At 67.6% G+C, this 23,924-nt stretch carries 24 protein-coding genes; 15 read left to right on the top strand and 9 right to left on the bottom strand.

Features of this window, described 5'->3' with window-relative positions:
* The first annotated feature begins 163 nt into the window (after positions 1-163).
* A complete protein-coding gene (locus AC1DKR_RS08815; RefSeq protein WP_478032576.1) occupies positions 164-457 on the top strand; it encodes a YkgJ family cysteine cluster protein in 294 nt (97 codons plus the stop codon).
* Positions 458-468: 11 nt separating this feature from the next.
* Positions 469-651 (top strand): hypothetical protein, encoded by a 183-nt coding sequence (locus AC1DKR_RS08810; RefSeq protein WP_025879072.1) that lies wholly within the window; start codon positions 469-471, stop codon positions 649-651.
* A 49-nt stretch (positions 652-700) separates the two neighbouring features.
* Here the strand turns inward: AC1DKR_RS08810 and AC1DKR_RS08805 are convergent, their stop codons facing one another.
* Genes AC1DKR_RS08805 through AC1DKR_RS08795 form a run of 3 tightly spaced genes read right to left on the bottom strand, consistent with a single transcriptional unit; the run spans position 701 to position 2,690 of the window.
* Positions 701-1,579 carry a DUF4097 family beta strand repeat-containing protein gene (locus AC1DKR_RS08805; protein ID WP_313252102.1) on the bottom strand — a complete coding sequence of 293 codons (879 nt, stop codon included), beginning with the start codon at positions 1,577-1,579 and terminating at the stop codon, positions 701-703.
* Between the two features lie 11 nt (positions 1,580-1,590).
* Positions 1,591-2,115 carry a hypothetical protein gene (locus tag AC1DKR_RS08800; RefSeq protein ID WP_478032346.1) on the bottom strand — a complete coding sequence of 175 codons (525 nt, stop codon included), beginning with the start codon at positions 2,113-2,115 and terminating at the stop codon, positions 1,591-1,593.
* Complete coding sequence (locus AC1DKR_RS08795; RefSeq protein WP_191078812.1) at positions 2,112-2,690, bottom strand: RNA polymerase sigma factor; 579 nt, start codon at positions 2,688-2,690, stop codon at positions 2,112-2,114. Before AC1DKR_RS08795 ends, AC1DKR_RS08800 begins: the two co-directional genes overlap by 4 nt.
* A gap of 126 nt (positions 2,691-2,816) precedes the next feature.
* Here AC1DKR_RS08795 and AC1DKR_RS08790 point away from each other — a divergent pair, with 126 nt between their 5' ends.
* Both AC1DKR_RS08790 and AC1DKR_RS08785 read left to right on the top strand, forming a co-directional pair.
* Positions 2,817-2,996 carry a hypothetical protein gene (locus AC1DKR_RS08790; RefSeq protein ID WP_312788176.1) on the top strand — a complete coding sequence of 60 codons (180 nt, stop codon included), beginning with the start codon at positions 2,817-2,819 and terminating at the stop codon, positions 2,994-2,996.
* A 34-nt stretch (positions 2,997-3,030) separates the two neighbouring features.
* Complete coding sequence (locus AC1DKR_RS08785) at positions 3,031-3,624, top strand: mechanosensitive ion channel family protein (RefSeq protein WP_478032338.1); 594 nt, start codon at positions 3,031-3,033, stop codon at positions 3,622-3,624.
* A 539-nt stretch (positions 3,625-4,163) separates the two neighbouring features.
* Here the strand turns inward: AC1DKR_RS08785 and AC1DKR_RS08780 are convergent.
* The gene (locus tag AC1DKR_RS08780; RefSeq protein ID WP_025879161.1) at positions 4,164-4,430 is read right to left on the bottom strand and encodes a DksA/TraR family C4-type zinc finger protein; all 267 of its coding nucleotides are present in this window, start codon (positions 4,428-4,430) and stop codon (positions 4,164-4,166) included.
* Positions 4,431-4,589: 159 nt separating this feature from the next.
* Positions 4,590-5,147, bottom strand: a complete 558-nt coding sequence (locus AC1DKR_RS08775) for a DUF2058 domain-containing protein (protein WP_132824490.1) — start codon at positions 5,145-5,147, stop codon at positions 4,590-4,592.
* A 61-nt stretch (positions 5,148-5,208) separates the two neighbouring features.
* Between AC1DKR_RS08775 and AC1DKR_RS08770 the strand changes: the two genes are divergently transcribed.
* The 3 genes from AC1DKR_RS08770 (at position 5,209) to AC1DKR_RS08760 (ending at position 8,124) form a co-directional block, all read left to right on the top strand.
* Positions 5,209-5,709: a M48 family metallopeptidase gene (locus AC1DKR_RS08770; RefSeq protein ID WP_059064772.1), complete on the top strand. Its 501-nt coding sequence runs from the start codon at positions 5,209-5,211 to the stop codon at positions 5,707-5,709.
* Positions 5,710-5,755: 46 nt separating this feature from the next.
* Entirely contained in the window at positions 5,756-6,454 is a 699-nt protein-coding gene (locus AC1DKR_RS08765; RefSeq protein ID WP_025879164.1) for an RNA pseudouridine synthase, read from the top strand.
* Positions 6,455-6,558: 104 nt separating this feature from the next.
* Complete coding sequence (locus tag AC1DKR_RS08760) at positions 6,559-8,124, top strand: phospholipase D family protein (protein ID WP_478032333.1); 1,566 nt, start codon at positions 6,559-6,561, stop codon at positions 8,122-8,124.
* A gap of 3 nt (positions 8,125-8,127) precedes the next feature.
* On the opposite strand, the gene AC1DKR_RS08755 is transcribed toward AC1DKR_RS08760, so the two are convergent.
* Positions 8,128-9,207: an HDOD domain-containing protein gene (locus AC1DKR_RS08755; RefSeq protein ID WP_442244121.1), complete on the bottom strand. Its 1,080-nt coding sequence runs from the start codon at positions 9,205-9,207 to the stop codon at positions 8,128-8,130.
* 275 nt (positions 9,208-9,482) lie between these two features.
* Between AC1DKR_RS08755 and AC1DKR_RS08750 the strand changes: the two genes are divergently transcribed.
* Complete coding sequence (locus AC1DKR_RS08750; protein WP_312110677.1) at positions 9,483-10,580, top strand: Glu/Leu/Phe/Val dehydrogenase dimerization domain-containing protein; 1,098 nt, start codon at positions 9,483-9,485, stop codon at positions 10,578-10,580.
* An 82-nt stretch (positions 10,581-10,662) separates the two neighbouring features.
* On the opposite strand, the gene AC1DKR_RS08745 is transcribed toward AC1DKR_RS08750, so the two are convergent.
* Positions 10,663-13,500, bottom strand: a complete 2,838-nt coding sequence (locus tag AC1DKR_RS08745) for a S8 family serine peptidase (protein WP_478032330.1) — start codon at positions 13,498-13,500, stop codon at positions 10,663-10,665.
* Between the two features lie 181 nt (positions 13,501-13,681).
* On the opposite strand from AC1DKR_RS08745, the gene AC1DKR_RS08740 reads away from it, so the two are divergent.
* The 3 genes from AC1DKR_RS08740 to AC1DKR_RS08730 all read left to right on the top strand — a co-directional run bounded on the left by AC1DKR_RS08740 (position 13,682) and on the right by AC1DKR_RS08730 (position 15,883).
* On the top strand, positions 13,682-14,857 hold the full coding sequence (locus AC1DKR_RS08740) for a thiolase family protein (protein WP_223496101.1): 1,176 nt from the start codon (positions 13,682-13,684) through the stop codon (positions 14,855-14,857).
* A 124-nt stretch (positions 14,858-14,981) separates the two neighbouring features.
* A complete protein-coding gene (locus tag AC1DKR_RS08735) occupies positions 14,982-15,323 on the top strand; it encodes a hypothetical protein (RefSeq protein ID WP_025879170.1) in 342 nt (113 codons plus the stop codon).
* Between the two features lie 149 nt (positions 15,324-15,472).
* A complete protein-coding gene (locus AC1DKR_RS08730; RefSeq protein ID WP_025879171.1) occupies positions 15,473-15,883 on the top strand; it encodes a hypothetical protein in 411 nt (136 codons plus the stop codon).
* Between the two features lie 171 nt (positions 15,884-16,054).
* Here the strand turns inward: AC1DKR_RS08730 and AC1DKR_RS08725 are convergent, their stop codons facing one another.
* Positions 16,055-17,692, bottom strand: coding sequence for an acyl-CoA dehydrogenase family protein (locus tag AC1DKR_RS08725; RefSeq protein WP_478032326.1), 1,638 nt, complete (start codon positions 17,690-17,692; stop codon positions 16,055-16,057).
* Between the two features lie 114 nt (positions 17,693-17,806).
* Between AC1DKR_RS08725 and AC1DKR_RS08720 the strand changes: the two genes are divergently transcribed.
* From AC1DKR_RS08720 to pdeM, 4 genes are read left to right on the top strand one after another with little or no spacing between them, the layout of a single operon-like run.
* Positions 17,807-18,805 carry a ligase-associated DNA damage response exonuclease gene (locus AC1DKR_RS08720; protein ID WP_478032324.1) on the top strand — a complete coding sequence of 333 codons (999 nt, stop codon included), beginning with the start codon at positions 17,807-17,809 and terminating at the stop codon, positions 18,803-18,805.
* Entirely contained in the window at positions 18,802-20,409 is a 1,608-nt protein-coding gene (locus AC1DKR_RS08715) for an ATP-dependent DNA ligase (RefSeq protein WP_428705174.1), read from the top strand. Before AC1DKR_RS08720 ends, AC1DKR_RS08715 begins: the two co-directional genes overlap by 4 nt.
* The gene (locus tag AC1DKR_RS08710; RefSeq protein WP_478032321.1) at positions 20,406-22,865 is read left to right on the top strand and encodes a ligase-associated DNA damage response DEXH box helicase; all 2,460 of its coding nucleotides are present in this window, start codon (positions 20,406-20,408) and stop codon (positions 22,863-22,865) included. The genes AC1DKR_RS08715 and AC1DKR_RS08710 overlap by 4 nt, the downstream gene beginning before the upstream one ends.
* On the top strand, positions 22,855-23,496 hold the full coding sequence (pdeM, locus tag AC1DKR_RS08705) for a ligase-associated DNA damage response endonuclease PdeM (RefSeq protein ID WP_478032319.1): 642 nt from the start codon (positions 22,855-22,857) through the stop codon (positions 23,494-23,496). The genes AC1DKR_RS08710 and pdeM overlap by 11 nt, the downstream gene beginning before the upstream one ends.
* Before the next feature lie 21 nt (positions 23,497-23,517).
* Here pdeM and AC1DKR_RS08700 read toward each other — a convergent pair whose 3' ends face one another.
* Positions 23,518-23,787, bottom strand: a complete 270-nt coding sequence (locus tag AC1DKR_RS08700) for a hypothetical protein (protein ID WP_478032315.1) — start codon at positions 23,785-23,787, stop codon at positions 23,518-23,520.
* Positions 23,788-23,924 lie beyond the last annotated feature (137 nt).

The raw sequence follows: 23,924 nt of genomic DNA, 5'->3' as shown, positions 1-23,924 counted from the left end.
CCGGTGTGTGTACCCATGGTGCAGCCTGCCCCGCCCAGCGGGTCTGGCGACCATGCCTTCTGGCTCGATCATGGTCCGCGTACTACCCGAGCCGCCATCGAGACCCGCTTTGGGCACCCGCCAGGCCCCTGTGGCCGTACAACCTGACGCTGAACCAGCACCCATCGACTGCCGCCGTTGTGACGCGGTCTGTTGCCGGTTGCCGGTCCTGCTGCAGCCCGGCGACCACGTGCCCGGCCAGTTCCTGTCGCGCGACGCACACGGCAGTGCCGTGATGGCGCGCAACGAGGAAGGCTGGTGCGCGGCGATCGATCCGTATCACCTGCGCTGCACGATCTATTCGCAGCGCCCGGCGATCTGCCGCCAGTTTTCGATGGGCGGCGATGACTGCCGCCGCGAGCGGCAGGACTACCTGCGCCAGGCTGAATCCTGCGCGCTTTCCTCCCCTTCCACCTGACAGGAGCAACCATGCCCCGCAAGGCAAAGACCCCCGCGAAGGCCAGCAACAGCATCCGCAGCGAACGCAAGGGCGCATCCGCCAGCACCGTGGTCAACAGCGACTCGATCGCCTCCGACCTGGCCGCGTTCCGCAAGAGCGGTGGCAAGATTGAAGTTCTCGGTACCACCTGGGCGCTGAAGAAAGCCAGCTGACCCTCCCCCGACCGCGGCGGCGCTGCCGCCGCGGCCTGCCGGGCCGCGCTCAGCGGTCCAGGCGCACCTGCACGCTGCCCGAGTGCGACTGCACGCGGATATCTCCATCGCCGCTGCCCAGGCGGGCATCCAGGCTGCTGCCCGGCCCATAGCGCGGCCGCTCGACCTTGCCGGCATCGCTGTTTATCGACCCGCTGAAGCTGTTCACCGACAGCTGCGCCGACACCGTGCGCGGCAGGCGCAGGCTGACCGATGCACTGACCGACTCCACGTTGATGCGTCCGCCCGGCGCCAATGCGGTCGCCGACAGGTCAATGCCGCCGGATACCGTCTCCACCACCAGGCGCTGGATGCGACCGGCATCGACGCCGACCCGGCCGGACACCGTCTGCGCCCCGATCTCGCCGGAAACTCCGCCACCGGCCTCGATCCGGCCGCTGACCGTGTTCACGTCCAGCCGCGGGGTCTGCAACCGTGCAGTGACATTGCCGCTGACCGTGTTGAGCACGCTGTCGCCGCTACGACCGGCGGCGGCAAGGTTGCCACTGACGGTGTCGGCCTGCAGGCGTCGCACATCAACGCCACTGATGTCCTGATCGGCACTGACCGTGCTCAGCAGCAGCTCGACCGAGCGCGGCACGTTGAGGGTCAAGGTGGCGCCGCCATTGTTGCCGCGTCGCGGATACTCGATTTCCCAGCGCACCCGGTTGGCACTCTTTTCCTGGCGCAGCTGCAGGCCGTCGCTGAGCGTGCCGGTGAGCTGCACGTCATTGCGGTCCCAGCCGCGTACAGTCACCTTGCCAGCGACGTTGCTCAGTTCGATGCGGCCGCCTGCAGCAACATTGTGGCGTTCATCGACGCGTGTATCGGCCAGCGCCATGGCGGGCACCAGCAGCAGGGCCGCGCAGAGAAGGGGAAGGGTTCGCATCGGGGGTCTCCTCAGGTTGTCAGACCGGAAGCGGCCTGGGCCGCCTGCCGGGTCAGTTCGAGCCGCAGCGCATAGGTCCGCTTGAGCTGTCCAAGCAGGTGCGGCGCACGCGGGTCCTGCACCATCGCGGCGCGGATCTGTTCCGCGCTGCGATCCAGTTCATGCAGCGCGGGCTGCCACTCCGGCGCAGTGCCATCAGGCAGCGACGCCACGGCCTGCCGGTACTGTTCGGTCATCGCATCGGCCTGCAGCTGCAGGCCATTGGGTGCAGGCAGCGCCTCGGGTGCATGCCGCCGCGGCGCCACCGCGTAGAGCGCGAGGCTGGCCGCCAACGCCGCGCCAACCGGCAGCCACCAGCGTCGACGGGTGCGCAGTGGCAAGGCCACCACGTTGTCCACCGGCGCCTGCACGGCAACCGGTTCGCGGGGTGGCAACTGCACCGACAGGCGTTCCCAGCCATCAGCCGGTGCGCTGCGTTCCGCGGGAAGGGCGCGCAGGCGCGCCAGCAGGTCGTGATCGGGGTCGTGCGTACTCATGTCATGTCTCCCAGGCGCGCGCGCAGCAGGCCACGCGCGCGGTGCAGCTGTGCTTTGGAACTGCCGACCGCCATCTGCAGCTGGCCGGCGATTTCATGGTGTTTCCAGCCTTCGATATCGTGCAGCACCAGTACCGCACGCGCGCGCGGCGGCAGGGTCGCCAACGCGCGCTCCAGGTCGCGTTCGGTGCCGGCGCAGCCATCATGCACCGCCATCTCCGGTATGCCACCGTCAACGTCGTCCAGGCTGTCGTGGTCATGCCCGGCGGCACGACCGCGCAGTTCCATCAGCGCGGCGTTCACTCCCAACCGATGCAGCCAGGTCGACAGGCTGCTCTCGAAACGGAAGCCCGGCAGTGCCTTCCATGCCTGCAGGAAGGCCTCCTGCAGTGCATCCTCGGCGCGTGCCTGCTGCCCGCCACACAGGCGCCACAACGAGGCAAACACCCGCGGCGAATGCCGCCGATACAGCAGTTCGTAGGCAGCGGTATCGCCGGCCGCCGCCGCACGCACCAAGGCGGTTTCGTCGACGGCGTCGGTGGCGGCAGGCGGCGCGGGCATGGTGGTGTCGAGCATATCCGTTGGATGCGGCCAGCCGGAAAAAGGTTTAGATCTGCCGACACGCTTTCCGCTTGCAACCTTTTCGCGCCTGGCTGCATCCATCACAGGTCCCCCGCAGGCCTGCCCGGCCAGGAGCCTCCCATGTCCAGTCCTTCCTGCGCCGCCCTGCTGGCGATCGTGGCCTGCATGCTGCTGCAGGCGTTCGGCGTTTCCCTGCACTGGCGTGCCGAGAGCGGCCGCGCCTGCCTGCAGCAGCACAAACGGGACCTCGTCTGCCTTGCCTGGGCACAGGCGGTCGAAACGTCGACACGCGCCGGGTAACATCAAGCCCCGTTTCGTCACACGTTGTCGCCCCATGATGTTGTCGCTGAAGGACCACCTGCCCGCCTGGACCCACCCCTGGCTGCATGACATCGGGATCGCCCTGCAGATCCTGATCACCCTGCTCGCCGCCTGGCTGCTGCGGGTGCTGGCGCGGCGCCTGATCCGCCGCTTCGCCGACCACTACACGCTGCCGCCGGAAATGGTGATGGGCGCGCGCCGGATCACCAGCTTCGTGGTCTATTTCAGCGCGGTGCTGTACATCCTCAGCCTGCTCGGCGCATCGCCCTCGGTGCTGTGGACGGCCTTCACCGGTTTCGCTGCGGTGGGTGCGGTGGCCTTCTTCGCGGCCTGGAGCGTGCTGTCCAACATCTTCTGCACGCTGCTGATTTTCACCACGCGACCGTTCCGCCTGCATGACTACATCGAAGTGCTGGAGAACGGCGAAAAGCCAGGGCTGAAGGGCCGGGTAATCGACGTGAACCTGATCTACACCACGCTGCAGGAAACCGGCAACGGCCACGAGGGCACGGTGCTGCAGCTGCCGAACAACCTGTTCTTCCAGCGCACGGTGCGGCGCTGGCGCGACCCGATGCAGGCGCCCGGCGGCATCCAGGGCGACGGCTGAGGGGATTGTTCGGCAGGGCTGCGCCCTGCACCCGCAGAGGCCTTCAAACCAAGGCAACGTCAACGTCAACGTCAAAAGCCGGCATTCCGTGGGATGGCGGGGCACTGTGGGTGTGCGGGGACGCCGTGAATCCGTCCATGGGGGCTTGGCAGCCGCATCCATGCGGCTGACACCCCGCAAACCCACAGTGCCCCGCCTTCGACAGATTCCCTCTGCTGTTGGTAGGTGTCGACCTTGGTCGACACGTAGATCCACGCCATGCGTGGATGCTCTTCGATCAAATATCGAAATATTCGATTTCCATCGAAATTCATCCACGCACGGTGGGATCTACCCGATCGCGGAAATCTGTCAGAGGTGGGGCGGTGTGGGTAGGCAGGACCGTTGGCGCCATGGATGGCGCCATCGAGCCCCCATGGAAGGGTTTACGGCGTGTCCTGCCTACCCACACCGTCCCGCCTACCCACGGAAGGCTCGCTTTTGACGTTGAAGTTGATGTTGCTTCGGCGGGTGCAGGGCGCAGCCTTGCCGAACACCCTTCACCGCAGTTGGCTGTCCTTGCTGCCCCGGCGGTTGTAGCCACTCTGCGCCTGTTCCTCTTCGTCGTGCGCCTGCTGACAGTTCACGCACAGCCGTACGCCGGGCACCGCCTGACGCCGCGCCAAGGGAATCGGCGCGTCGCATTCTTCACAGTGTTCCAGACCCGGACCTTGGCGCAGCTGGCGCCGCGCGCGGGCAATCGCATCGTCGACGGTGGCGTCGATCTGGTCCTGGACCGCGCCATCTCCGGCCCAACCGGTAGCCATGGCCATCCTCCGCAGGTGTGTCGCCTGATATGGGGACAATACACCCACGGAAAAGGCATCTGCGTCCGCAGCGCTTCAGCAACCTGAGCAGAGAAGGGGACGGAGGGGATTACGTCGTTTGTGGCAGAAACGACGTAACCCCCTCCGTCCCCCTTTTTCTTACCAGACCAGGTCGTCGGGGACCTGGAACTGTGCGTAGTAGGCGTCGTCCTCGGCGTTGCCGGTGGAGATCTCGGCGCTGGAGCCGGGCGTGCCATGGTCGACGATGATGGCTTCCGGGGCGCGTTCACGCACCTTCTCCGCTGCCGCGCGTGGCAGCACCGCGTAGCCATCGCCATGGGCCACAATGACCAGCACGCCCACCGACAACGCCTTGCGCAGCTTGGTATCGATCAACAGGGTGCGGATCACTGCGCCATCGCTGAAGCGGTACTCGTCCTCGCCTTTGTGCGGCACGGCGTGGGCGCTGATGATCTGCCTCGCCTGCGCCTTGCGCTCAGCCTGCCGGGCCTGCGCGTTGCGCTCGGCAGCCAGCGCACGGTCACGCTCGATCTTCTCGGCCCGGGCACGTTCAGCTTCACGCTGGACCTCCGCCGACGTCGACTCGGCCTTGCCCTGGCGGGCCTTGGCCTGTTCACGCGCGGCGGCACTGGCCTGCGACTTCTTGGCCAGGCCGGCCTTGAGCAATTGTTCCTGCAGCGCGTTGGGCTTTGCCATGGTCGATACGTACCGCGTGTAATCTGGATGCCCCATTCTACCGACGCGCCGACGCCCCTGCATGGCTGTCCTGAAGTACCTCACCGGCTACCCCGAACCCCTGGTCGCCCAGGTCAGCGATCTGCTGGCACAGGGCAAGCTCGGCCCCTGGCTGCAGCAGCGCTACCCCGACCCGCATGAGGTGCGCAGCGACCGCCAGCTGTACGACTACACCCAGGACATGAAGGATCGCTACCTGCGCAAGTCGGTGCCGCTCAACAAGGTCTGCTACGACAACACGCTGGAGGTCATCAAGCATGCCCTGGGCACCCACACCGCCATTTCCCGTGTACACGGCGGCCGGCTCAAGGCCAGCCGCGAGATCCGCATCGCCACCGTGTTCCGGCAGGCGCCAGCCGCCTTCCTGCGCATGATCGTGGTGCACGAGCTGGCCCATCTGAAGGAGGCCGACCACAACAAGGCCTTCTACCAGCTGTGCCAGCACATGGAGCCGGATTACCTGCAGCTGGAGTTCGATACCCGCCTGTACCTGACGGAGCTGGCCAACCGCGGCCAGCGCTGAGCCTGCGTAGCGGCTACACTGCGCGCCCCCTGCCCGACCTTTCGCCATGGAACCGACCCGACTCGACAAACGCCTGTCCGCCCTGCTCGGCATCCCGCGTGGTGAAGCGCGGCGCTATATCGAGGGCGGCTGGGTCAGCGTCGATGGCGAAGTGGTGGAACAGCCGCAGCGCCCGGTGGACGAGAGCGCCAGCATCGTGGTGGCCGAGCAGGCCAGCGACAGCAAGGCAGAGCGCGCCAGCATGCTGCTGCACAAACCGGCTGGCGTGCCGGCCGATGCCCTGTGCGCGCTGATCCGTACCGAGACCCGCAGCGAACTGGATGCCAGTGACATCCGTCCGCTGCAACGGCATTTCCACGGCCTGCAGCTGGCATCCTCGCTGCCGGCCGACGACAACGGGCTGGTGGTGGTCAGCCAGGATCCGGCGGTGCTCGCGCACCTGCAGCGCAACCTGGGCCGCACCGAACAGGAGTACCTGGTCGAAGTGGCTGAAGGCGGCCCGGAACGTGGCCCGTGGCTGATGGCCCGGCTGCAGCATGAAGCAGGCGGCCCGAAGGTCAGCTGGCAGAGCGAGCAGCGCCTGCGTTTTGCAGGCAAGGGACTGACCGCGAAGGGCCTGAGGACTGCGGTGACGGCTGCCGGCCTGCAGGTCGTGGCCGTACGCCGCCTGCGCATCGGCCGGGTGGCGCTGGGCCCGCTGGCCGTGGGCCAGTGGCGCTATCTGGGCAGCGACGAGCGGTTCTGAGCCACGGCGCTTCATCCACGCATGGCGTGGATCTACCGGTGACAGGTCATCCACGAATGGCGTGGATCTACCTCCAGGCGTGACGTGGATCTACCATCGGCGTCATGAGTCTGCGCAAACCCCTATGGCGACGCCTGCTGCGCGTCGCCGCGATCATCATCGCCGCACTGCTTCTGCTGGTCCTGTCCGGCCTGCTGCTGGCCGACCACCTGGCCCCGCAGGCGCGCGGCGAAGCATCGCAGGTACTGCCACTGCAACCTTCGCAGACGCCCATTGATCGGCAGATGATGCCCCTGCAGGCCGCCCATCCCGGGCAGTCGGGCGTGGCCTTCCTCAGCGATGGCATGGATGCGTTCGCTGCCCGCGCGATGATCACCGAGCACGCCGGCCGCAGCCTGGACCTGCAGTACTACATCTGGCACGACGACCTGATCGGCCACTTGATGGCCAAGGCGCTGTACGACGCTGCCGAACGTGGCGTGCGCGTGCGCATCCTGCTTGATGACATGAATGCCAAGGACAAGGATGCGCTGATGATGGCGCTCGATGCGCATCCCAACATCGAGCTTCGCCTGTACAACCCGTTCCGCAACCGCAGCGGCATCGCCCGCACGCTGGAGCTGGTGCAACGCGCCTTCAGCGTGAACCACCGCATGCACAACAAGAGCTGGATCGCCGACGGACGCATCGCGATCGTGGGTGGCCGCAACATCGGCGAGGAATACTTCAGCGCGCGCAGCGATGTGAATTTCCAGGACCTGGACCTGGTGGTGGCCGGCCCGGCCGTGCAGCAGGCCAACCAGATCTTCGACGACTACTGGAACAGCGACGCGGCGATTCCGATCTCGGCGCTGGCGACCTACACCGATGCGCAACTGCGCCAGCTGGTGCGCCAGTCCGATCTGGACGCGCTGCATGCGCAGGCCCAACCGTACCTGCAGCGCGTGGCCGAGTCGCGCCAGCGCCAGCGTGCCAGCCCGGAGCCGCTGCACTGGAGCAGGCAGGTACGGATGTCCGATCCACCGATGAAGCACCACGGCGATGCACACGACGACTGGCTGGTCACCGAGCTGGTCCAACAGCTGCAGTCGACGCGCTACAAGGCACTGTTGATCTCGCCATACTTCGTGCCCGGCAGCGAAGGGCTGGACGGACTTTCGGCGATGGCCGGACGCGGCGCCCAGGTCGGCGTGGTGACCAACTCGCTGGCGGCCAACGATGTGGCTGCCGTGCACGGTGGCTACATGGGCTACCGGGTGCCGCTGCTGAAGGCCGGCGTGCAGCTGTACGAACTGAAGGCGAACGGTCAGGCCGGTGACGGCAGCCTGTTCGGCAGCAGCGGCGCCAGCCTGCACACCAAGGCATTGCTGGTCGACGACCGGCGCGGGTTCGTCGGATCGTTCAACCTCGATCCGCGTTCGGCCTATCTCAACACCGAGATGGGCGTGCTGTTCGACGACCCGGTGCTGGGCGCACAGCTGCGCTCGGAATACCTGCGCCTGGCCAGCCCGGAACACAGCTGGTGGCTGGCACTGGGCGCTGATGACGAACTGCGCTGGTTGCAGCGCGAGCCGCCGCCGCACTGGGTCGATGCCGAGCCCGGCAGCAGTCTCGGCAAACGCTGGACGGCACGGGTGATCAGCTGGTTGCCGCTGGAATCCCAGCTGTAACGATCAGGGGGCGGCCCCCTCGCCATCGCCGTGCAGGCTTTCGTCCAGGGTTTCCACATTGCGCCCATGCAGGCGCCGCCAGATCCAGCGCAGCGCGTGCGGCGGCGCTGCCGGCAACTGTTCCAGCAAGGCCAGCATGCGGCCCTGGCTGGCATGCCCGTGCCGGCACAGCAGACTGGCCGCCGCGGCGGCGCTGGCCAGGCGCAGGCTGTCGGCCAGCGGACCATCAGCGTCAGGTGCCAGCGCCTGATGCACCGGTTCGGGCAGTTCCCAGGCGGCAGCCACCCGCTGTGCCAGCGGTAGTGACCACTGCTGCAGCAACTGCAGGGCCAGCGCCGGCTCCACCTCTTCGCCACGCGCCTGTGCTTCCTGCAGCAGTTGACGCATGACCAGCGCCGCACCCAGGCCCTGCACCAGGCCCAGCCATTGCGCAGCGAAGGCATCGCCGAAGGTGACCGTGCGGGCGTGGTCGGCGGCCGCGCGCGACGCCAGCAGCGCGTGCTCCCAGATGATCGAACTGAACTGCGGGAACACCTCGCACTGCACCTGCATCACCGGCTGCACCAGCACTGCGCTGATGATCTGCCGCACACCTTCGGTACCGACCAGGGTCACCGCCCGCTGCAGGCTTTCCACAGGCCGCTCGTGCACCTTGTAGACCGGGCTGTTGGCAATCCGCAGCAGATTGCCGGTCAGCACCGGATCCTGGCCGATGATGGAGGCCATCACCCGCGCAGACGCAACGTCGTCATTGACCGTCTGGATCAGCTGCGGCAGCAGTTGCGGCCGTCGCGGCAGCTGCCGGGTGGCCCAGTCGCGGTCCCGCAGTGCACGGTCCACCGCTTCGGCCAGACCCGATGCGCTGACCGCCGCCGGTTCGCCTGCCAAGCGCGGATACAGGGCCAGCGCGTGCAGTCCGCGCTGCAGGTGAGCGGCGACCTCGGCCGCCGGCAAGGCGTCACCTTGCAGACTGGCCGCCGCAGCGGCCACGGCCTGGCGGGGGGCTGCGGCCAGACGTGCCGGGGCCTGCCCGGTCAGCTGCGACAGCCAACGGAGCACGGATCGCCACCACGCTGCGGTCATCGCCGCCCACCCTGTCGTTGTCCTGCTGCTGCCACGGCCTGCCCCTGCACCTTCATCACATCCGGCCACCTGCCGTCGTCGCAGCATCGGCCGCACTTTCATCTTCTTTAACCCGGACCCCTCCGGCGTCGACGGCATATCCCGGGCGAATGGACTAGAATGGCGCCGCGCGACCCGTCCCCCTGTACCGACGACGTCGCTTTTTTTGTTTTCGGACCCTACCGTTCATTGGCAGTTCGCCGCAGTTCACCGCAGATCGCGCCATCGGAGACCCCATGCTATTCGAAACCCTCGCAACCACCGGCCACGAACAGGTGGTGTTCTGCCACAACCAGGATGCCGGCCTGCGGGCGATCATCGCCATCCACAACACCACCCTGGGCCCCGCCCTGGGCGGGGTGCGCATGCGCCCCTACGCCAGCACCGACGATGCGCTGGCCGATGTGCTGCGGCTGAGCCGCACGATGACCTACAAGAATGCGCTGGCCGGTCTCAATGTCGGTGGCGGCAAGGCGGTGATCATCGGCGACCCCAAGGCCGACAAGACCGAAGTGCTGTTCCGCGCGTTCGGCCGCTATGTCGATTCGCTGGGCGGTCGCTACATCACGGCCGAGGACGTCGGCACCGACGTCAACGACATGGAGAACATCTACCTGGAGAGCCAGTTCGTCACCGGCGTGCACCAGGTCCATGGCGGCTCGGGAGATCCGGCCCCGTTCACCGCCTATGGCGCGCTGCAGGCGCTGATGGCCTCGATGCGCTTCAAGTTCGGCCATGAGGAAGTGGGCAAGACCAGTATCGCGGTGCAGGGCCTGGGCCATATCGGCATGGAACTGGTGAAGCTGCTGCGCGACCGTGGCGCCAAGCTGTACGTGACCGATCTGGACAGCGCGCTGGTGGACCGTGCGGTCAACGATTTCGGCGCCGAGGCAGTCAAGCCGGACGAGATCCACGAAGTGAACGCCGACGTGTTCGCGCCGTGCGCGCTGGAAGGCGCGATCAACGCCGACACGCTGCCGCGGATCAAGGCGAAGATCATCTGTGGCACCGCCAACAACCAGCTGTCCAGCCTGGAGATCGGCGACGAGCTGCATGCGCGCGGCATCCTGTATGCGCCGGACTACGCGGTCAACGCCGGTGGCGTGATGAACGTGTCGCTGGAAATCGACGGTTACAACCGCGAGCGCGCGATGCGGCTGATCCGCAGCATCTACCACAACCTGACGCGCATCTTCGAGCTGTCGCAGCGCGAGAACATCGCCCCGCAGCGCGCGGCTGACCGGATCGCAGAAGCGCGCATCCTGTCGATCGGCAAGCTGAAGATGCCGCTGGGCCGCAGCACACCGCGCCTGGGCAATCTGCGCGGCGGCTGAGCGCCACCCCCGGCAACCGGACGCGTGCCGACCGTGGGTCGGCACCGCCGGATGAACGCGCCGGGCAAGCCCGGCGCCATGATCAGAAGCCGGTGCTGTAGCGCAGCGCCGCCTGACGTGCATCATCGCCACCCACGCGCTGGTCGATACCCAGGCTCAGGCGGCCATTGCGGCCCCACCACGATTCCAGCGCCAGGCCGAACAAGGCACTGCCACGCGGTGCGTCAACACCGGCCAACGGCGCCCAGGCATCAACGCCGACGAAACTTGCCTGCCAGGCCTGCTCACCGCCGTCCAGCCGTTGCTGCCATTCGGCATGGCCGCGCAGCATCCAGCGCCCCCACTGCCGTTCACCCCGCAGGCCCGCCAGCATCTGGCTGCGCTGTGCACGTGATGCCTCACCGCGAAGGCCGAAACCGAAGCCGCCCTGCTCACTGAAGCCATGGGTATCCAGGCGGGTGCTGCTGGCCCCCAGGTACGGGGTCAACGACGCACCGATGCGCCCGAAACGGTAGCCGCCTTCGACGCTGGCACTGCTGAAACGCCCGCCGTAGCGCGCGGACACACCGTAGGCAGCGGCGCCCAGCAGCAACTGTCGGTCCAGCTCACGGGTGAACTGGCCGGTGCCGAACTGGGCCAGCGCATAGCCACGCCCAAGGTTCCAGCCGGCATACAACTGCGCCTGCGTCTGGCGGTCACGCCCACGATCGCCACTGAAGTTGCTGCCGCCGTTGCTGCGGGTTTCGCCAAAGGCCATGCCCAGCAGGCCGTTGCTGCCCAGTGCCAGGTCCTGGCCGGCCATCCAGCCCTGGCTGTCGGCGGCGTTGCCGGCAAAGCTGCCCTGCCCGGCTTCGCCCAGCGCGCTCTGCCAGGCGCCACGCAGCTTCGGCGCAGCCTGCACGCGGTCGAAGCGCTCGGCAACCGCGCGGCGCGACATGTCCACGCTGTCGAAGGTCGACGCTTCAGCGCGCGCATGCGCTTGTCCGGACAGGCTCTCCAGGCTCGCCGACAGGCCATCGGTTCCGCCAGACGTACGCTGCAGCGCGCCTGCGGCCACGCCGAACGCCGAGCCCTGCAGATCCACATTGCGGTCCAGCGCGGTGAATGCCGACTGCACCCGCAGTGCCGATGCCTGTGCATGGGCACCCAGGCCCGATGCGGCTGCCGAAACGTTGACCTGGGTCAGGTCCATCCACGCGTCGTTGCTGCCATAGCCGTACTGCGCCTGCAGCAGGGTCAGGCCGTTGGCGCCGGTGTTGGCCACCGGCGTGGTGAACGTGCCGTTGATACCGCCGTTGGCATGGACCAGGCCCTGGCGGCTGCCGACCTGCGGCACGTAGCCGGACACGATGCCATCGACCACGACGCCACCGGCCAGGCGTGCGGTGCCGGTCACCTGCAGCGCGTTGACACCCAGTGCGACGATCAGCTGCGCATCCGGCCGCTGGCTGTAATTGCCTTCGATGGTCGCGGTGGTGTTGGCGTTGACCAGCACCACGCTGGCGCCGTTGTCGACGTTGCCGATCACCCGCGGCGTACCGGGCATGAACTGCAGGCCGGCCATCGAGGCCCCGCCGGAACCGGAGACGCTCACGTTGGAACGGATCACGGCGCCACTGCGCAGGGCCAGGGTGCCGCGCTCAATGCGGGTCGCACCGCTGTAACTGTTGTTGCCGCTCAGCTCCAGCCGGCCATCGCCGCGCTTGATCAGGCCGCCAGTGCCGGCGATGTCGTTGCTCCAGATCGAGCCCGAAGAGGCCGTGTCGACATTGACCGTGACATCGCCCCAGTCGAAGCGGCCGGGCCCGTTCACCGCCTTGCCGACGTTGAGCATACCGTAGCCGTAGATGGGATCGACGCCCGGCGCACCGATGTCGGTGGCGGTGCCGAGCAGGGTCTGCCGCACCAGGTCGTTGTCGAAGTATGGATAGCGCTGCCAGACCAGCGCCGCAGCACCGGAGATCAGTGGCGCGGCGAAGGACGTACCGTAGTTCCACAGGTACTTGCCGGTACCCGGCTCCGGAAACACCGCGCTGCCGGGAGCGGTCAGGCAATAGCGCGCGGCGTCGCCACAGGCATTGGCCCACGGCGCACGTTCACCGGGCTTGTTCGGATCGATCGCAGTAGCTACCAGCCAGCCTTTTTCCAGATCCGCTGCCGGCAGCGATCCGCCGAAGCCACGCTGGCTGGGCAGCGCGGCCACGCTGCTAGGCTGGTCGCGCCCTTCGTTGCCTGCAGCGAACACCACCAGGCCACCGTGATTGATGATGAAGGGGCGGTATTCGCCCGCGACCTGCGCGGTGGTGCCAAGGTCGGTCCAGTACAGGCCGCCCCAGGAATTGTTCATCACCTTCACGCCGTAGTTGATCAGGTCCTGGTGGACCCCGGCCACGCCCAACGTGCCGCTGAAGGAATTGCCCTTGCCGCTGCCGTCGTCCTTGGGCGCGGTGTCGGAAATGATGCGCGCCGAGACGATCTCCGCACCCGGAGCGATGCCCCCGGGCCAGACACCCACCGATGCGCCGGCGGCCAGGCTGGCTACCGCCGTGCCATGGCCAAGCACGTCATCGACGTTGAGATTGTTGCGGCTCGGGTCGATGTAGTTGAGGTTGGCCACCACCCGCCCGTTCAGCGCCTCGGCATTGCGCAGCACGCCCGAATCGACGATGCCGATGCGCACGCCGCGGCCGGTCGCGCCAGTGACCTGTGCGGCACGCGCGTTGGTCTGTGCCAGATGCGCATCCACAGCCGGTTCCAGCGGCTTGGACGCGGGAGGCGGGGTGACCGGGGGCGTGACCGGAGGCGTGGTCGGGGGCGGGTCGATGCGCACGTTGCTGCCGCCCCCTCCACCGCCACACGCCGACAGCGCCACCGCCAGCGCCGATGCCAGGACCGACCTTCCCATCGTCTTACGTTCCATCGTTTCCTTCCCATGAACGTTGGCCTGCCGCCATCCGGGCAGGCATCCAGTACTGCCCAACGGCAGTCTTCGCCGACCCTCTATACTGGGCCGACCCCCACGCAGTCTGCCGGGAAACGGCGGCGCTTCCAACGCCCGTCGTCTCCTTTCCGAACATTGCTCACGCATCAACGAGATTGCCATGTCCAACATCGTCATCGCCGCCGCCAAGCGCACCGCCATCGGCTCCTTCCTCGGCCAGTTCAACGGCGTTCCGACCCCGACCCTCGGCGCGGCCGCCATCGCCGCCGCGCTGGAACAGTCGGGCGTGCCTGCCAGCGACGTCTCCGAAGTCCTGATGGGCTGCGTGCTGCCGGCCAATCTCGGCCAGGCCCCTGCCCGCCAGGCAGCGATCGCCGCCGGTATTCCGCTGTCGGTCGGCGCCACCACCCTCAACAAGGTCTGCGGTTCGGGCATGAAGGCCATCATGCTCGGGCATGACCTGATCAAGGCCGGTTCGGCCAAGGTCGTGGTCGCCGGCGGCATGGAATCGATGTCCAACGCCCCGCACCTGCTGCCCAACTCGCGCACCGGCAACCGTTTCGGCAACTTCCAGGCCGTGGACCACATGGCCCATGACGGCCTGGTCAATGCCTATGACGGCAAGGCCATGGGTGAATTCGCCGAATGCGCCGTGGACAAGTACCAGTTCACCCGCGAAGAGCAGGACGCCTACTCCATCGAATCGGTCAAGCGCGCACAGGCAGCCCAGGCCAACGGCGCCTTCGCCGACGAGATCGTTGCGGTGAAGGTCGCCACCCGCAAGGGTGAGGTCGAGGTCGCCAGCGACGAACAGCCCGGCCGTTCGGACATTGCCAAGATCCCGACCCTGCGCCCGGCCTTCAAGAAGGACGGCAGCGTGACCGCCGCCAGTTCCTCCAGCATTTCCGATGGCGCCGCCGCCGTGGTCCTGCTGACCGAAGAAGATGCTGCTGCACGCGGCCTGCAGCCGCTGGCGCGCATCGTCGGCCATGCCACCCATTCGCAGGAGCCGGAGTGGTTCACCACCGCCCCGATCGGTGCCATCCACACCCTGCTGGCGAAGACCGGCTGGTCGCTGGACCAGGTCGATCTGTTCGAAATCAACGAGGCCTTCGCCGTGGTGGCGATGGCACCGATGCGCGAACTGGGCATCCCGCACGACAAGCTCAACGTGAATGGCGGTGCCTGCGCGCTGGGCCATCCGATCGGTGCCTCCGGCGCACGCCTGGTGGTCACCCTGGTCAACGCATTGCGCACGCGCGGCGGCAAGCGCGGCATTGCCACCCTGTGCATCGGCGGCGGCGAAGCGACGGCTATCGCCATCGAGTTGATCTGAAAGGGTTTAACGTCTATTTCGCAAAAATGAATGCGGGATCGCTTGACACCCAATCTTGGCTTGTCATCATGTTGTCGGCGCGCAGCATGCGCGTTGCCTAATTCTAACGACGAGGATTTACACAATGAGCATCAACAAGCTGCTGGTCGCGATGTCCCTGGCTCTGGCCCTGGCCGCCTGCTCGAAGCAGGAAGCTGCCCAGGACGCCGCTGCTTCGGCCAACCAGGCCGCCACCGAAGCCCAGGCTGCTGCCGACCAGGCCGCCGCTGCTGGCGCCCAGACCGCCGACGCTGCCCAGCAGGCCGCTGACACCGCCGCCACCGCTGCTGACGCTTCGGTCGACGCCGCTGCCCAGGCTGCTGGCGCTGCCACCGACGCCGCTGCTGGCGAAGCCAAGGACGCCGCCAAGGCTGCCGAAGCTACCGCTGAGCAGGCCAAGGACGCTGCTGAAGAAGCCAAGAAGTAATAACTTCTTTCTTCAAGCTGTTCTGAAGAAGCCGCTGGCTCGCCAGCGGCTTTTTCTTTGCGCGCATTTCCATGCGCAGGTCACCACCAGGTCTTCACAACGGTATGAATAGGCTGGCGTCCCCATCCATTGCAGTACCGGAGACCGCCATGAAGATCCGTCCGCTGACCACTACCCTGCTGGCCGCCTCCCTGCTGCTCGCACTGGCTGCCTGCAAGGGCCCGGAAGCCGAACAGGCCAAGCAGGATGCCGCGCAGGCCGCCGACAGCGCCGGTGTCGCCGCACGCGATGCCGTCGACAAGGCCGCCGCCGCCACCCGCGACGCTGCGGACAAGACCGCTGCCGCCTCTGAACAGGCTGCTGCCGATACCCAGCAGGCGCTGGACAGCGCCGCAGCCGCGACCGCCACCGCCGCCGACAAGGCCAAGGTTGCAGCCACCGATGCCGCCGCCCACGCCAGCGACGCCACCGCCGATGCCGCGCAGAAGGTCGCCGACAAGGCCCGCGATGTCGCAGACGACGCCAAGGCCACTGCCGCCAAGGAAGAAGCCAAGCACTAAGGCCTTCGCGTTCGTCGGGCATCGCCCGGCGCTACCGGAAAAGCCGCGGCATCGCCGCGGCTTTTCTGCTTTTCGCTTCTTCTGTTGATTCCGTGCTGGGCGCGCACGGAAACCGTCCAAGGCCGCGCTCCTGCGCCGCCCACCATGAGGGGCTTCGCCGTTGGCCGTCACCTACGGCAGCGCGCGCGCCAGCATCGCCGCCACATCCAACCCCGCCGGCAGCGTGCCGAACGCCAACCCATGCTCGCCCTGCAGCCGGCTGCGGATGAACGCTTCGGCCATCGGACTGCGCGCGCGCAGCAACAGCGCCGCCTGCAGCAGCAAGGCAGTGCGTTCGCAGAACACCCGTGCCTGTGCCTCCTGCGGCGCCGCCACATCGCGCCACTGCTGCAGTGCCGACGCATAACGCGCATCACGATCAGCCACTGCCTCCAGTTCACCGTGCAGTGCCGCCAACACCTCCGGCTCGCGCGCCAGCGCGCGCAGCACATCCAGGCACTGGATGTTGCCGCTGCCTTCCCAGATCGAATTCAACGGCGCCTGCCGGTACAGCCGCGGCAGCATCGATTCCTCCACGTAGCCGGCACCGCCCAGGCATTCCTGCGCTTCGTTGACGAACGCAGGCGCACGCTTGCATATCCAGTATTTGCCCAAGGCCGTACCCAGCCGCGCGAGCGCGGCCTCGGCCGGATCGCTGTCAGCGCGATCGACCGCGCGCGCGATGCGCATCGCCAGCACCGTGGCCGCTTCCGACTCCAGCGCCAGATCGGCCAGCACGTTGCCCATCAGCGGATGGTCCATCAGTGGCTTGCCGAAGGTGCGTCGATGCCGCGCGTGATGCAGCGCCTGCGCCAGCGCCATGCGCATTTCCGCCGCAGCGCCCAGCATACAGTCCAGCCGGGTCATCATCACCATGCCGATGATGGTGACCACGCCGCGTCCTTCCTCGCCCACACGCCAGGCCTGTGCGCCACAGAACTCCACTTCGCTGGAGGCGTTGGCCCAGTCGCCCAGCTTGTCCTTCAAGCGCATCAGGCGGAATGCATTGCGATCGCCATCAGCCAGGCGCCGTGGCATCAACAGGCAGGTCAATCCGGCCGGCGCCTGCGCAAGTACCAGGAAGCCATCGCACATCGGTGCGGAGAAAAACCATTTGTGGCCGATCAGCCGATAGCGCTCGCCGTCGATGGGTTCGGCGCGGGTGGTGTTGGCGCGCACATCCGAACCGCCCTGCTTCTCGGTCATGCCCATGCCCAGGGTGATGCCGGCCTTGTCGGCCACTGGCACATCGCGCGGGTCGTATACCGGTGCGGCGGCCTTGCGCGACCACTCGGCCAGATGCGGCTGCCCGCGCAGCACGGCTACCGCGGCATGGGTCATGGTCAACGGGCAGCTCGTGCCGGCCTCGGCCTGGTGGTGCAGGTAGCTCAGCGCAGCGCGCGCGACATGCGCGCCGGGCTGCGGCTCGTGCCAGGACAGCCCGGCAACGCCATGCTCCTTCGCCGTCTGCATCAACTGGTGATACGACGGATGGAACTCCACGGTGTCGATGCGATGTCCCTGCGCATCATGGGTGCGCAGGCGTGGGCGATCGCGGTTGGCATCGAAGCCCAGCCGGTACAGCGCGTCGCCGGCCAGTCCTCCGTACGCCGCCAACCGCGGTGCGAACGCCGCCGCGCCCTCGCGCTGCACGGCCTCCATCAATGCGATGTCGTCGGTCCACAGCTGCCGGCCGGCGAACGGCGGCGGCTGGTTGAGCACCACATGGGTTTCGTAGGGGGCGCTGCTGTTGAAGCTCGGTCCACTCATCGGTTCTTTCCCCGCCGGCAAGAGGTGTGCGGTCCGATTGTGCCGTATCGCCCGGCAACCCCGCGTTCAGGCCGATTCTCGCCACGTGCACGACCGGACCGCCACAGTGACGGCATGGCAGGCAAAGACGATCTGGTAGTACTGCGGCCGGAAGGGCTGTACTGCGCGGCAGGCGATTTCCATATCGATCCCTGGCGGCCGGTACCGCGCGCGGTCATCACCCATGGCCATGGCGACCATGCGCGTCCGGGCATGGGCGAGTACCACTGCAGCACCGGCAGCGTGCCGATTCTGCGCTGGCGCCTGGGCGATGTGCCGCTGCACGCGCATGCCGAGGGCGTGCCGTTCGCGCTGGGCCGGGTGCAGGTATCGCTGCATCCCGCCGGCCACGTACTCGGCTCGTCGCAGGTGCGCATCGACGATGGTGAGCAGGTCTGGGTGGCGTCCGGCGACTACAAGCGCCAGCCAGACCCCACCTGCACCCCGTTCGAAGTGGTGCCCTGCGATACCTTCATCACCGAAGCGACGTTCGCGCTTCCGATCTACCGCTGGCCCGATACCCGTGCCGTGGCGGCCGAGATCGCCGCTTGGCGTCGTGAGTGCGCGCAGCGTGGGGAAGCGGCCGTACTGCTCTGCTATGCACTGGGCAAGGCGCAACGCGTGCTTGCCGAGCTGCGTGCGGTGGATGACCAACCTGCCTGGCTGCATGGCGCCATCGCCAACGGCGTGGCCGTCTACCGCCAGGCCGGTATATCGATGCTCGACACGCTCACCGTTGCCGAACAGGGGCGTCAGTCCGATGCGGCTGGCCAGCTGATCCTGGCCCCGCCCTCAGCCGCCGGTACGCCGTGGCTGCGCCGGTTTGGCCGTCACCAGCTCGGTTTCGCCTCGGGCTGGATGCAGTTGCGCGGCAACCGCCGCCGCCGCAACGTCGACCGTGGCTTCGTGATCTCCGACCATGCCGATTGGCCAGCGCTGCTGCAGACCATCACCCAGACCGGCGCGCAGCGGGTCATTGCCACCCACGGCAACACCGATGCGTTGATTCCGTACCTGCGCGAACGCGGCGTCGCCGCCGAAGCGTTCCGCACCGATTTCGGAGGCGAGGAATGAAGGCCTTCGCCGCGCTGTACCAGCGACTGGATCGCAGCACGGCGACGCTGGACAAGCGCGCGGCGCTGATCGACTACTTCCAGCACGCACGTCCGCACGACGCAGCGTGGGCGCTGTACCTGCTCAGCGGTGGCAAGGTGGGCGGCGCGCGCCGGAAAATTGCGGGCAGCGGCGAATTGCGGACGTGGATCGCTGAAGAATCCGGTCTGCCGCCCTGGCTGGTCGAGGACAGCTACGCGCAGGTCGGCGACCTTGCTGAAACGCTTACCCTGCTGCTGGATGATCCAGCCACCGAAGCCGAGGATCGGCCTCTGGCCGACTGGATCGAACACCACCTGCTTGCCGTTGCCAACCAGCCGGAGCCGGTGCGTCGTGCCGCCGTAGTCGACGGCTGGCGACAGCTGGCATCGGCCGAACGCCTGGTCTTCAACAAGCTGCTGACCGGCGCGCTGCGCGTTGGTGTGTCGCAGCGCGTGGTGCAGCAGGCGTTGGCCGAGTGGTCCGGGCTGGATATCGCCCGCATCGCCCAGCGCATGCTCGGCGACTGGGTGCCCTCCCCCGGCCTGCTTACCACCTTGCTGTCTGCCGAAGAACTGCCGACCGATCGTCAGCAGCCCTACCCGTTCTTCCTCGCTTCGCCGCTGGAAGGCGAGCCCACCGAGCGGCTGGGCGACATCAGCCACTGGCTGCTGGAATGGAAGTGGGATGGCATCCGCCTGCAGTTGCTGCGGCGCCAGGGCGAGGTGGCGTTGTGGTCGCGCGGCGAAGAACGGCTGGACGGTCGCTTCCCGGAGATCGAACAGGCGGCAGCGTCTCTGCCCGATGGCTGCGTACTCGATGGCGAGCTGCTGGCATGGGACGACGCCGACAATCTGCCGCGTGCATTCACCGCCCTGCAGACCCGCATCCAGCGCCGCAAACCGGGAGCGGCGACCCTGCGCAACACGCCGGTACGCGTGCTGGCCTACGATCTGCTTGAGCGCGACGGTGAGGACCTGCGTGCGCTGCCGCTGCAGCAGCGACGCGTGCAATTGGCCGAGGTGGTCGGTGCGCTCGGCGATCCGCGAATTCAGCTGTCGCCCGAGGTAGACGCCGACGATTGGCAGCATGCCGCGCAGCTGCGCGAAGCATCGCGCGAGCGTGGCGTGGAAGGGCTGATGCTCAAGCGTCGTGATTCGGTCTACCAGTCCGGGCGTCGCCGTGGCGACTGGTGGAAGTGGAAGGTCGAACCGCTCACGATCGATGCGGTGTTGCTGTACGCGCAGGCAGGCCATGGTCGGCGCAGCACGCTGTATACCGACTACACCTTCGGCGTCTGGGACGGCGAGACACTGGTTCCAGTAGCCAAGGCCTATTCCGGTCTGGACGACAAGGAAATCCTCGCCCTCGACCGCTGGATACGTGCACACACGCGTGAACGCTTCGGCCCGGTGCGCAGCGTAAGTGCCGAACAGGTGTTCGAACTTGGTTTCGAAGCGGTCAACCGCAGCGCGCGCCACAAGTCCGGCATCGCCGTACGCTTTCCACGCATCCTGCGCTGGCGCCACGACAAGCCGGCTGCCGAAGCCGACCACCTGGCCCAGTTGCAGGCGCTGGCGCGATGAAGCGCAGCGATGCGCTGCAGCGCCTGCACGAGTGGTTCGGCAGTCGCGGCTGGCGCCCCCTGCCCTTCCAGCGCGCGATGTGGCGTCACTATCTGGCGGGCGAATCGGGCCTGCTGCACACGCCCACCGGTAGCGGCAAGACCCTTGCCATGTTCGGCGGCCCCCTGCTGCAGGCGATGCTCGACCCGCCCCCCGCACCGCGTCGCGCCAGCGCGGTACGCCCGCTGCAGGTGCTGTGGGTAACGCCGCTGCGTGCGCTGGCCAGCGATACCGCACGCGCGCTGCAGGCGCCGATCGACGGCCTTGGCCTGGGCTGGCGCGTGGGGCTGCGCAGCGGCGATGCCAGCAACCGCGACAGGCGCCTGGCCCGCGAAGGTCGCATCGACGTGCTGGTCACCACGCCGGAGTCGCTGGCGCTGCTGCTCAGCTATCCCGACACCCTTGAGCGCATGCGCCAACTGCGCTGCGTGGTGGTGGACGAATGGCACGAACTGCTGGGCAACAAGCGCGGCGTGCTGCTGCAGTTGAACCTGGCGCTGCTGCGTGAGGCGGCCCCCGCGGCGCAGCTGTGGGGGTTGTCGGCCACATTGGGCAACCTGCCACAGGCGCGCGACGTACTGCTGCCACATCGTCCACAGGCAACGATCGTGGAAGGTGCACGGCAGCGGCCGGTGACGATCCGCAGCCTGCTGCCCGAACCCGGCGAACGCTTTCCATGGGCCGGCCATCTTGGCCTTTCCCAGCTTCCGCGCGTGCTCGACGCGCTGTTCCGTGCACGCAGCAGCCTGCTCTTCACCAATACCCGTGCGCAAGCGGAACTGTGGCACCAGGCCCTCGCAGCCGTGTGGCCGGAAGATGCCGGCACGCTCGCCCTGCACCACGGCTCGTTGGATCCTGCGCTGCGACAGCAGGTTGAAGACGGACTACGTGCGGGCACGTTGCGGTGCGTGGTGGCCACCTCCAGCCTTGATCTGGGCGTGGACTTTCCGGAAGTGGACCAGGTGCTGCAGCTGGGCAGCCCGAAAGGCGTGGCGCGCCTGCGCCAGCGCGCCGGGCGTGCACGCCATCGGCCCGGTGCCAGCGGCCAGATACTGTGCATTCCCAGCCATGCGCTGGAACTGGCCGAGTACGCGGCGGCCCGGCACGCGTTGCATGACGGGGTGATCGAAGCGCGACGTCCTCCCACGTTGTCGCTGGACGTATTGGCCCAGCACGCCGTCAGCCGCGCGCTGGCGGGCGGCTTCAACGCCGATGCACTGCTGGAACAGGTCCGTGGCACGCATGCCTTCGCCGCGCTGGAGGACGCACAGTGGAATGCGGTGATTGATTTCATCGTGCAGGGCGGACGTGCATTGTCCCGGTACCCGGAGTTCCACAAGGTGGTACGCGATGCCGACGGCGTGTACCGCATGCCCGATCGCCGCCAGGCGCTGCGCCATCGGCTGTCGATCGGCACCATCAGCAGCGACGGCAGCGTGCGCGTACAGTTCCTGCGTGGCGGCAGCCTGGGCGCGGTGGAAGAGCAGTTCGCCAGCCGCCTGCGCCGCGGCGACCGTTTCCAGTTTGCGGGGCGGCTGCTGGAGCTGGTGCAGCTGCGCGACATGACCGCATTCGTGCGCGTGGCGCGCGGTGGTGGTGATGGCGTGGTACCGCGCTGGCAGGGCGGTCAACTGCCACTGTCGATGCCGCTGGGCCGCGAACTGGAAAAGGTGCTGTCAGGCGCCGACCAGAGCGCGGAGTCGCGGTGGCTTGCGCCGCTGCTGGCATTGCAGTCGCAGCTGTCTGCGGCGCCATCGCCCGACCACCTGCTGGTGGAAGACGTGCGCCGACGCGAAGGCCAGTTCCTGTTCGTCTATCCCTTTGCGGGCCGCCATGTGCACGAAGCACTGGCCGCGCTGCTGGCCCTTCGCTGCACCCGTCGGCAACGCAACAGCATCGGCTATGCAGTGAATGACCATGGCCTGGTGCTCGCTCCGGCCACGCCGGTGGATCTGCAGGAACAGGACTGGCGGGCAATGCTGGATGCTGGCGATCTGCTGCAGGACCTGCGCGAAGCGGTGAACCTGGGCGAGCTGGCGCGCCGCCAGTTCCGCGGCATCGCGCGCGTGGCGGGCCTGCTGGTACCCAGCCTGCCGGGTGGCATGCCACGCTCGCTGCGCCAGCTGCAGGCCTCCGCCGGACTGCTGCATGACGTGCTGCGCGAGCACGACCCGGAGCATCTGCTGCTGGCATTGGCCGAGCAGGAAGTACTGCACGACAGCCTCGACCTGCCCGGGTTGCAGCAGGTGCTGGCACGCATCGCCACACGTTCGTTGTCCCTGCAGCGGCCCTCATCACTGACCCCGCTGGCATTTCCCTTGTGGGCCGAACGCCTGCGTGGGCAGTTCAGCAATGAAGACTGGCGCACGCGCGTGCAGCGTGCCGCGCAGCAACTGGAACGCCGCCATGGCCGCTGATCTGCCGCTGCAGCTGGGTGGCGAGTCGATGCTGCTGCTGGGCGGCCGGGCGCTGCTGTGGCCGGCGCGTCGCACGTTGTTGATCGCCGACCTGCACCTTGGCAAGGCGGACGTGTTCCGGCGCGCGGGAATCGCCCTGCCGGCCGGCGGTACCGGCGATGACCTGCAGCGCCTGCAGGACATGGTGACCATGCACCAGTGCCAGCAACTATGGATCCTGGGCGACGTCCTGCATGGCCCGGCGCATCGCGCGGCCTGGTATCAGCAATGGCTCGGTTGGCGAGAGCAGCACGCGGCGCTGGAGATCCACGTGGTGCGCGGCAATCACGACCGTGATCTGCCGAAGGCGGCGCTGCAGGTGCAGATGCATGACGACGCTCAATTGGGACCGTTCCTGCTGCGGCACGAGCCGCTGGCCGATGCCTCCGCGCACGTGCTGGCGGGCCATGTGCATCCGCAGGTTGCGTTGCCGGCACTGCGTCGGCGCTTCCCCGCGTTCTGGCTGCGCCAGGGCGTCACCATCCTGCCGGCATTCTCGGCATTCACCGCCGGTGTGGTGCCTGTACTGGCGCCGGGCGAACAGCTGCTCGCCTGTGTGGAAGACAGCGTGGTGCCGCTGCCGGTTCGCTGACGCGTCGAGACCTGCGCGGAATTACGACGGGCGGGCGGCGATTCCGCGCATCAGGCTGAAATCCTGCGGCGCCTCGTTGGCGTGGCGCGGCAGTGCCTGTATCGCCATCAGCATTTCCTGTGCGCAGGCGCGGATATGGCCATGGCTTTCCGGTGATGCGTGGCTGATCAGACTGCCGACATGAAACTCGAACACATCTTCCAGTACGTCGGGCTGGTCCTCGTGCAGCATCCGCAGCAGACCGCGCAGCTTGCAGATTTCCGATTCCAGCTTCTCGACCGCGAACAACATGGCATCCTCCTCGTGCATCGTGCGGCGCATCCGGGCCGCAGCAGGCAGCGACGGCGGCGCCACCCGGGCCACGCGATGATCGATCACGAAAAGGAAAGCGGGCGACGCGGCTGCCGCGTGCTCATCTCTTGTCGCAT

The organism is Stenotrophomonas sp. 01N47 (assembly GCF_056399165.1).
The sequence above is the reverse complement of the archived record's forward strand: the minus strand, read 5'-3'. Positions and strand labels throughout refer to the sequence as shown.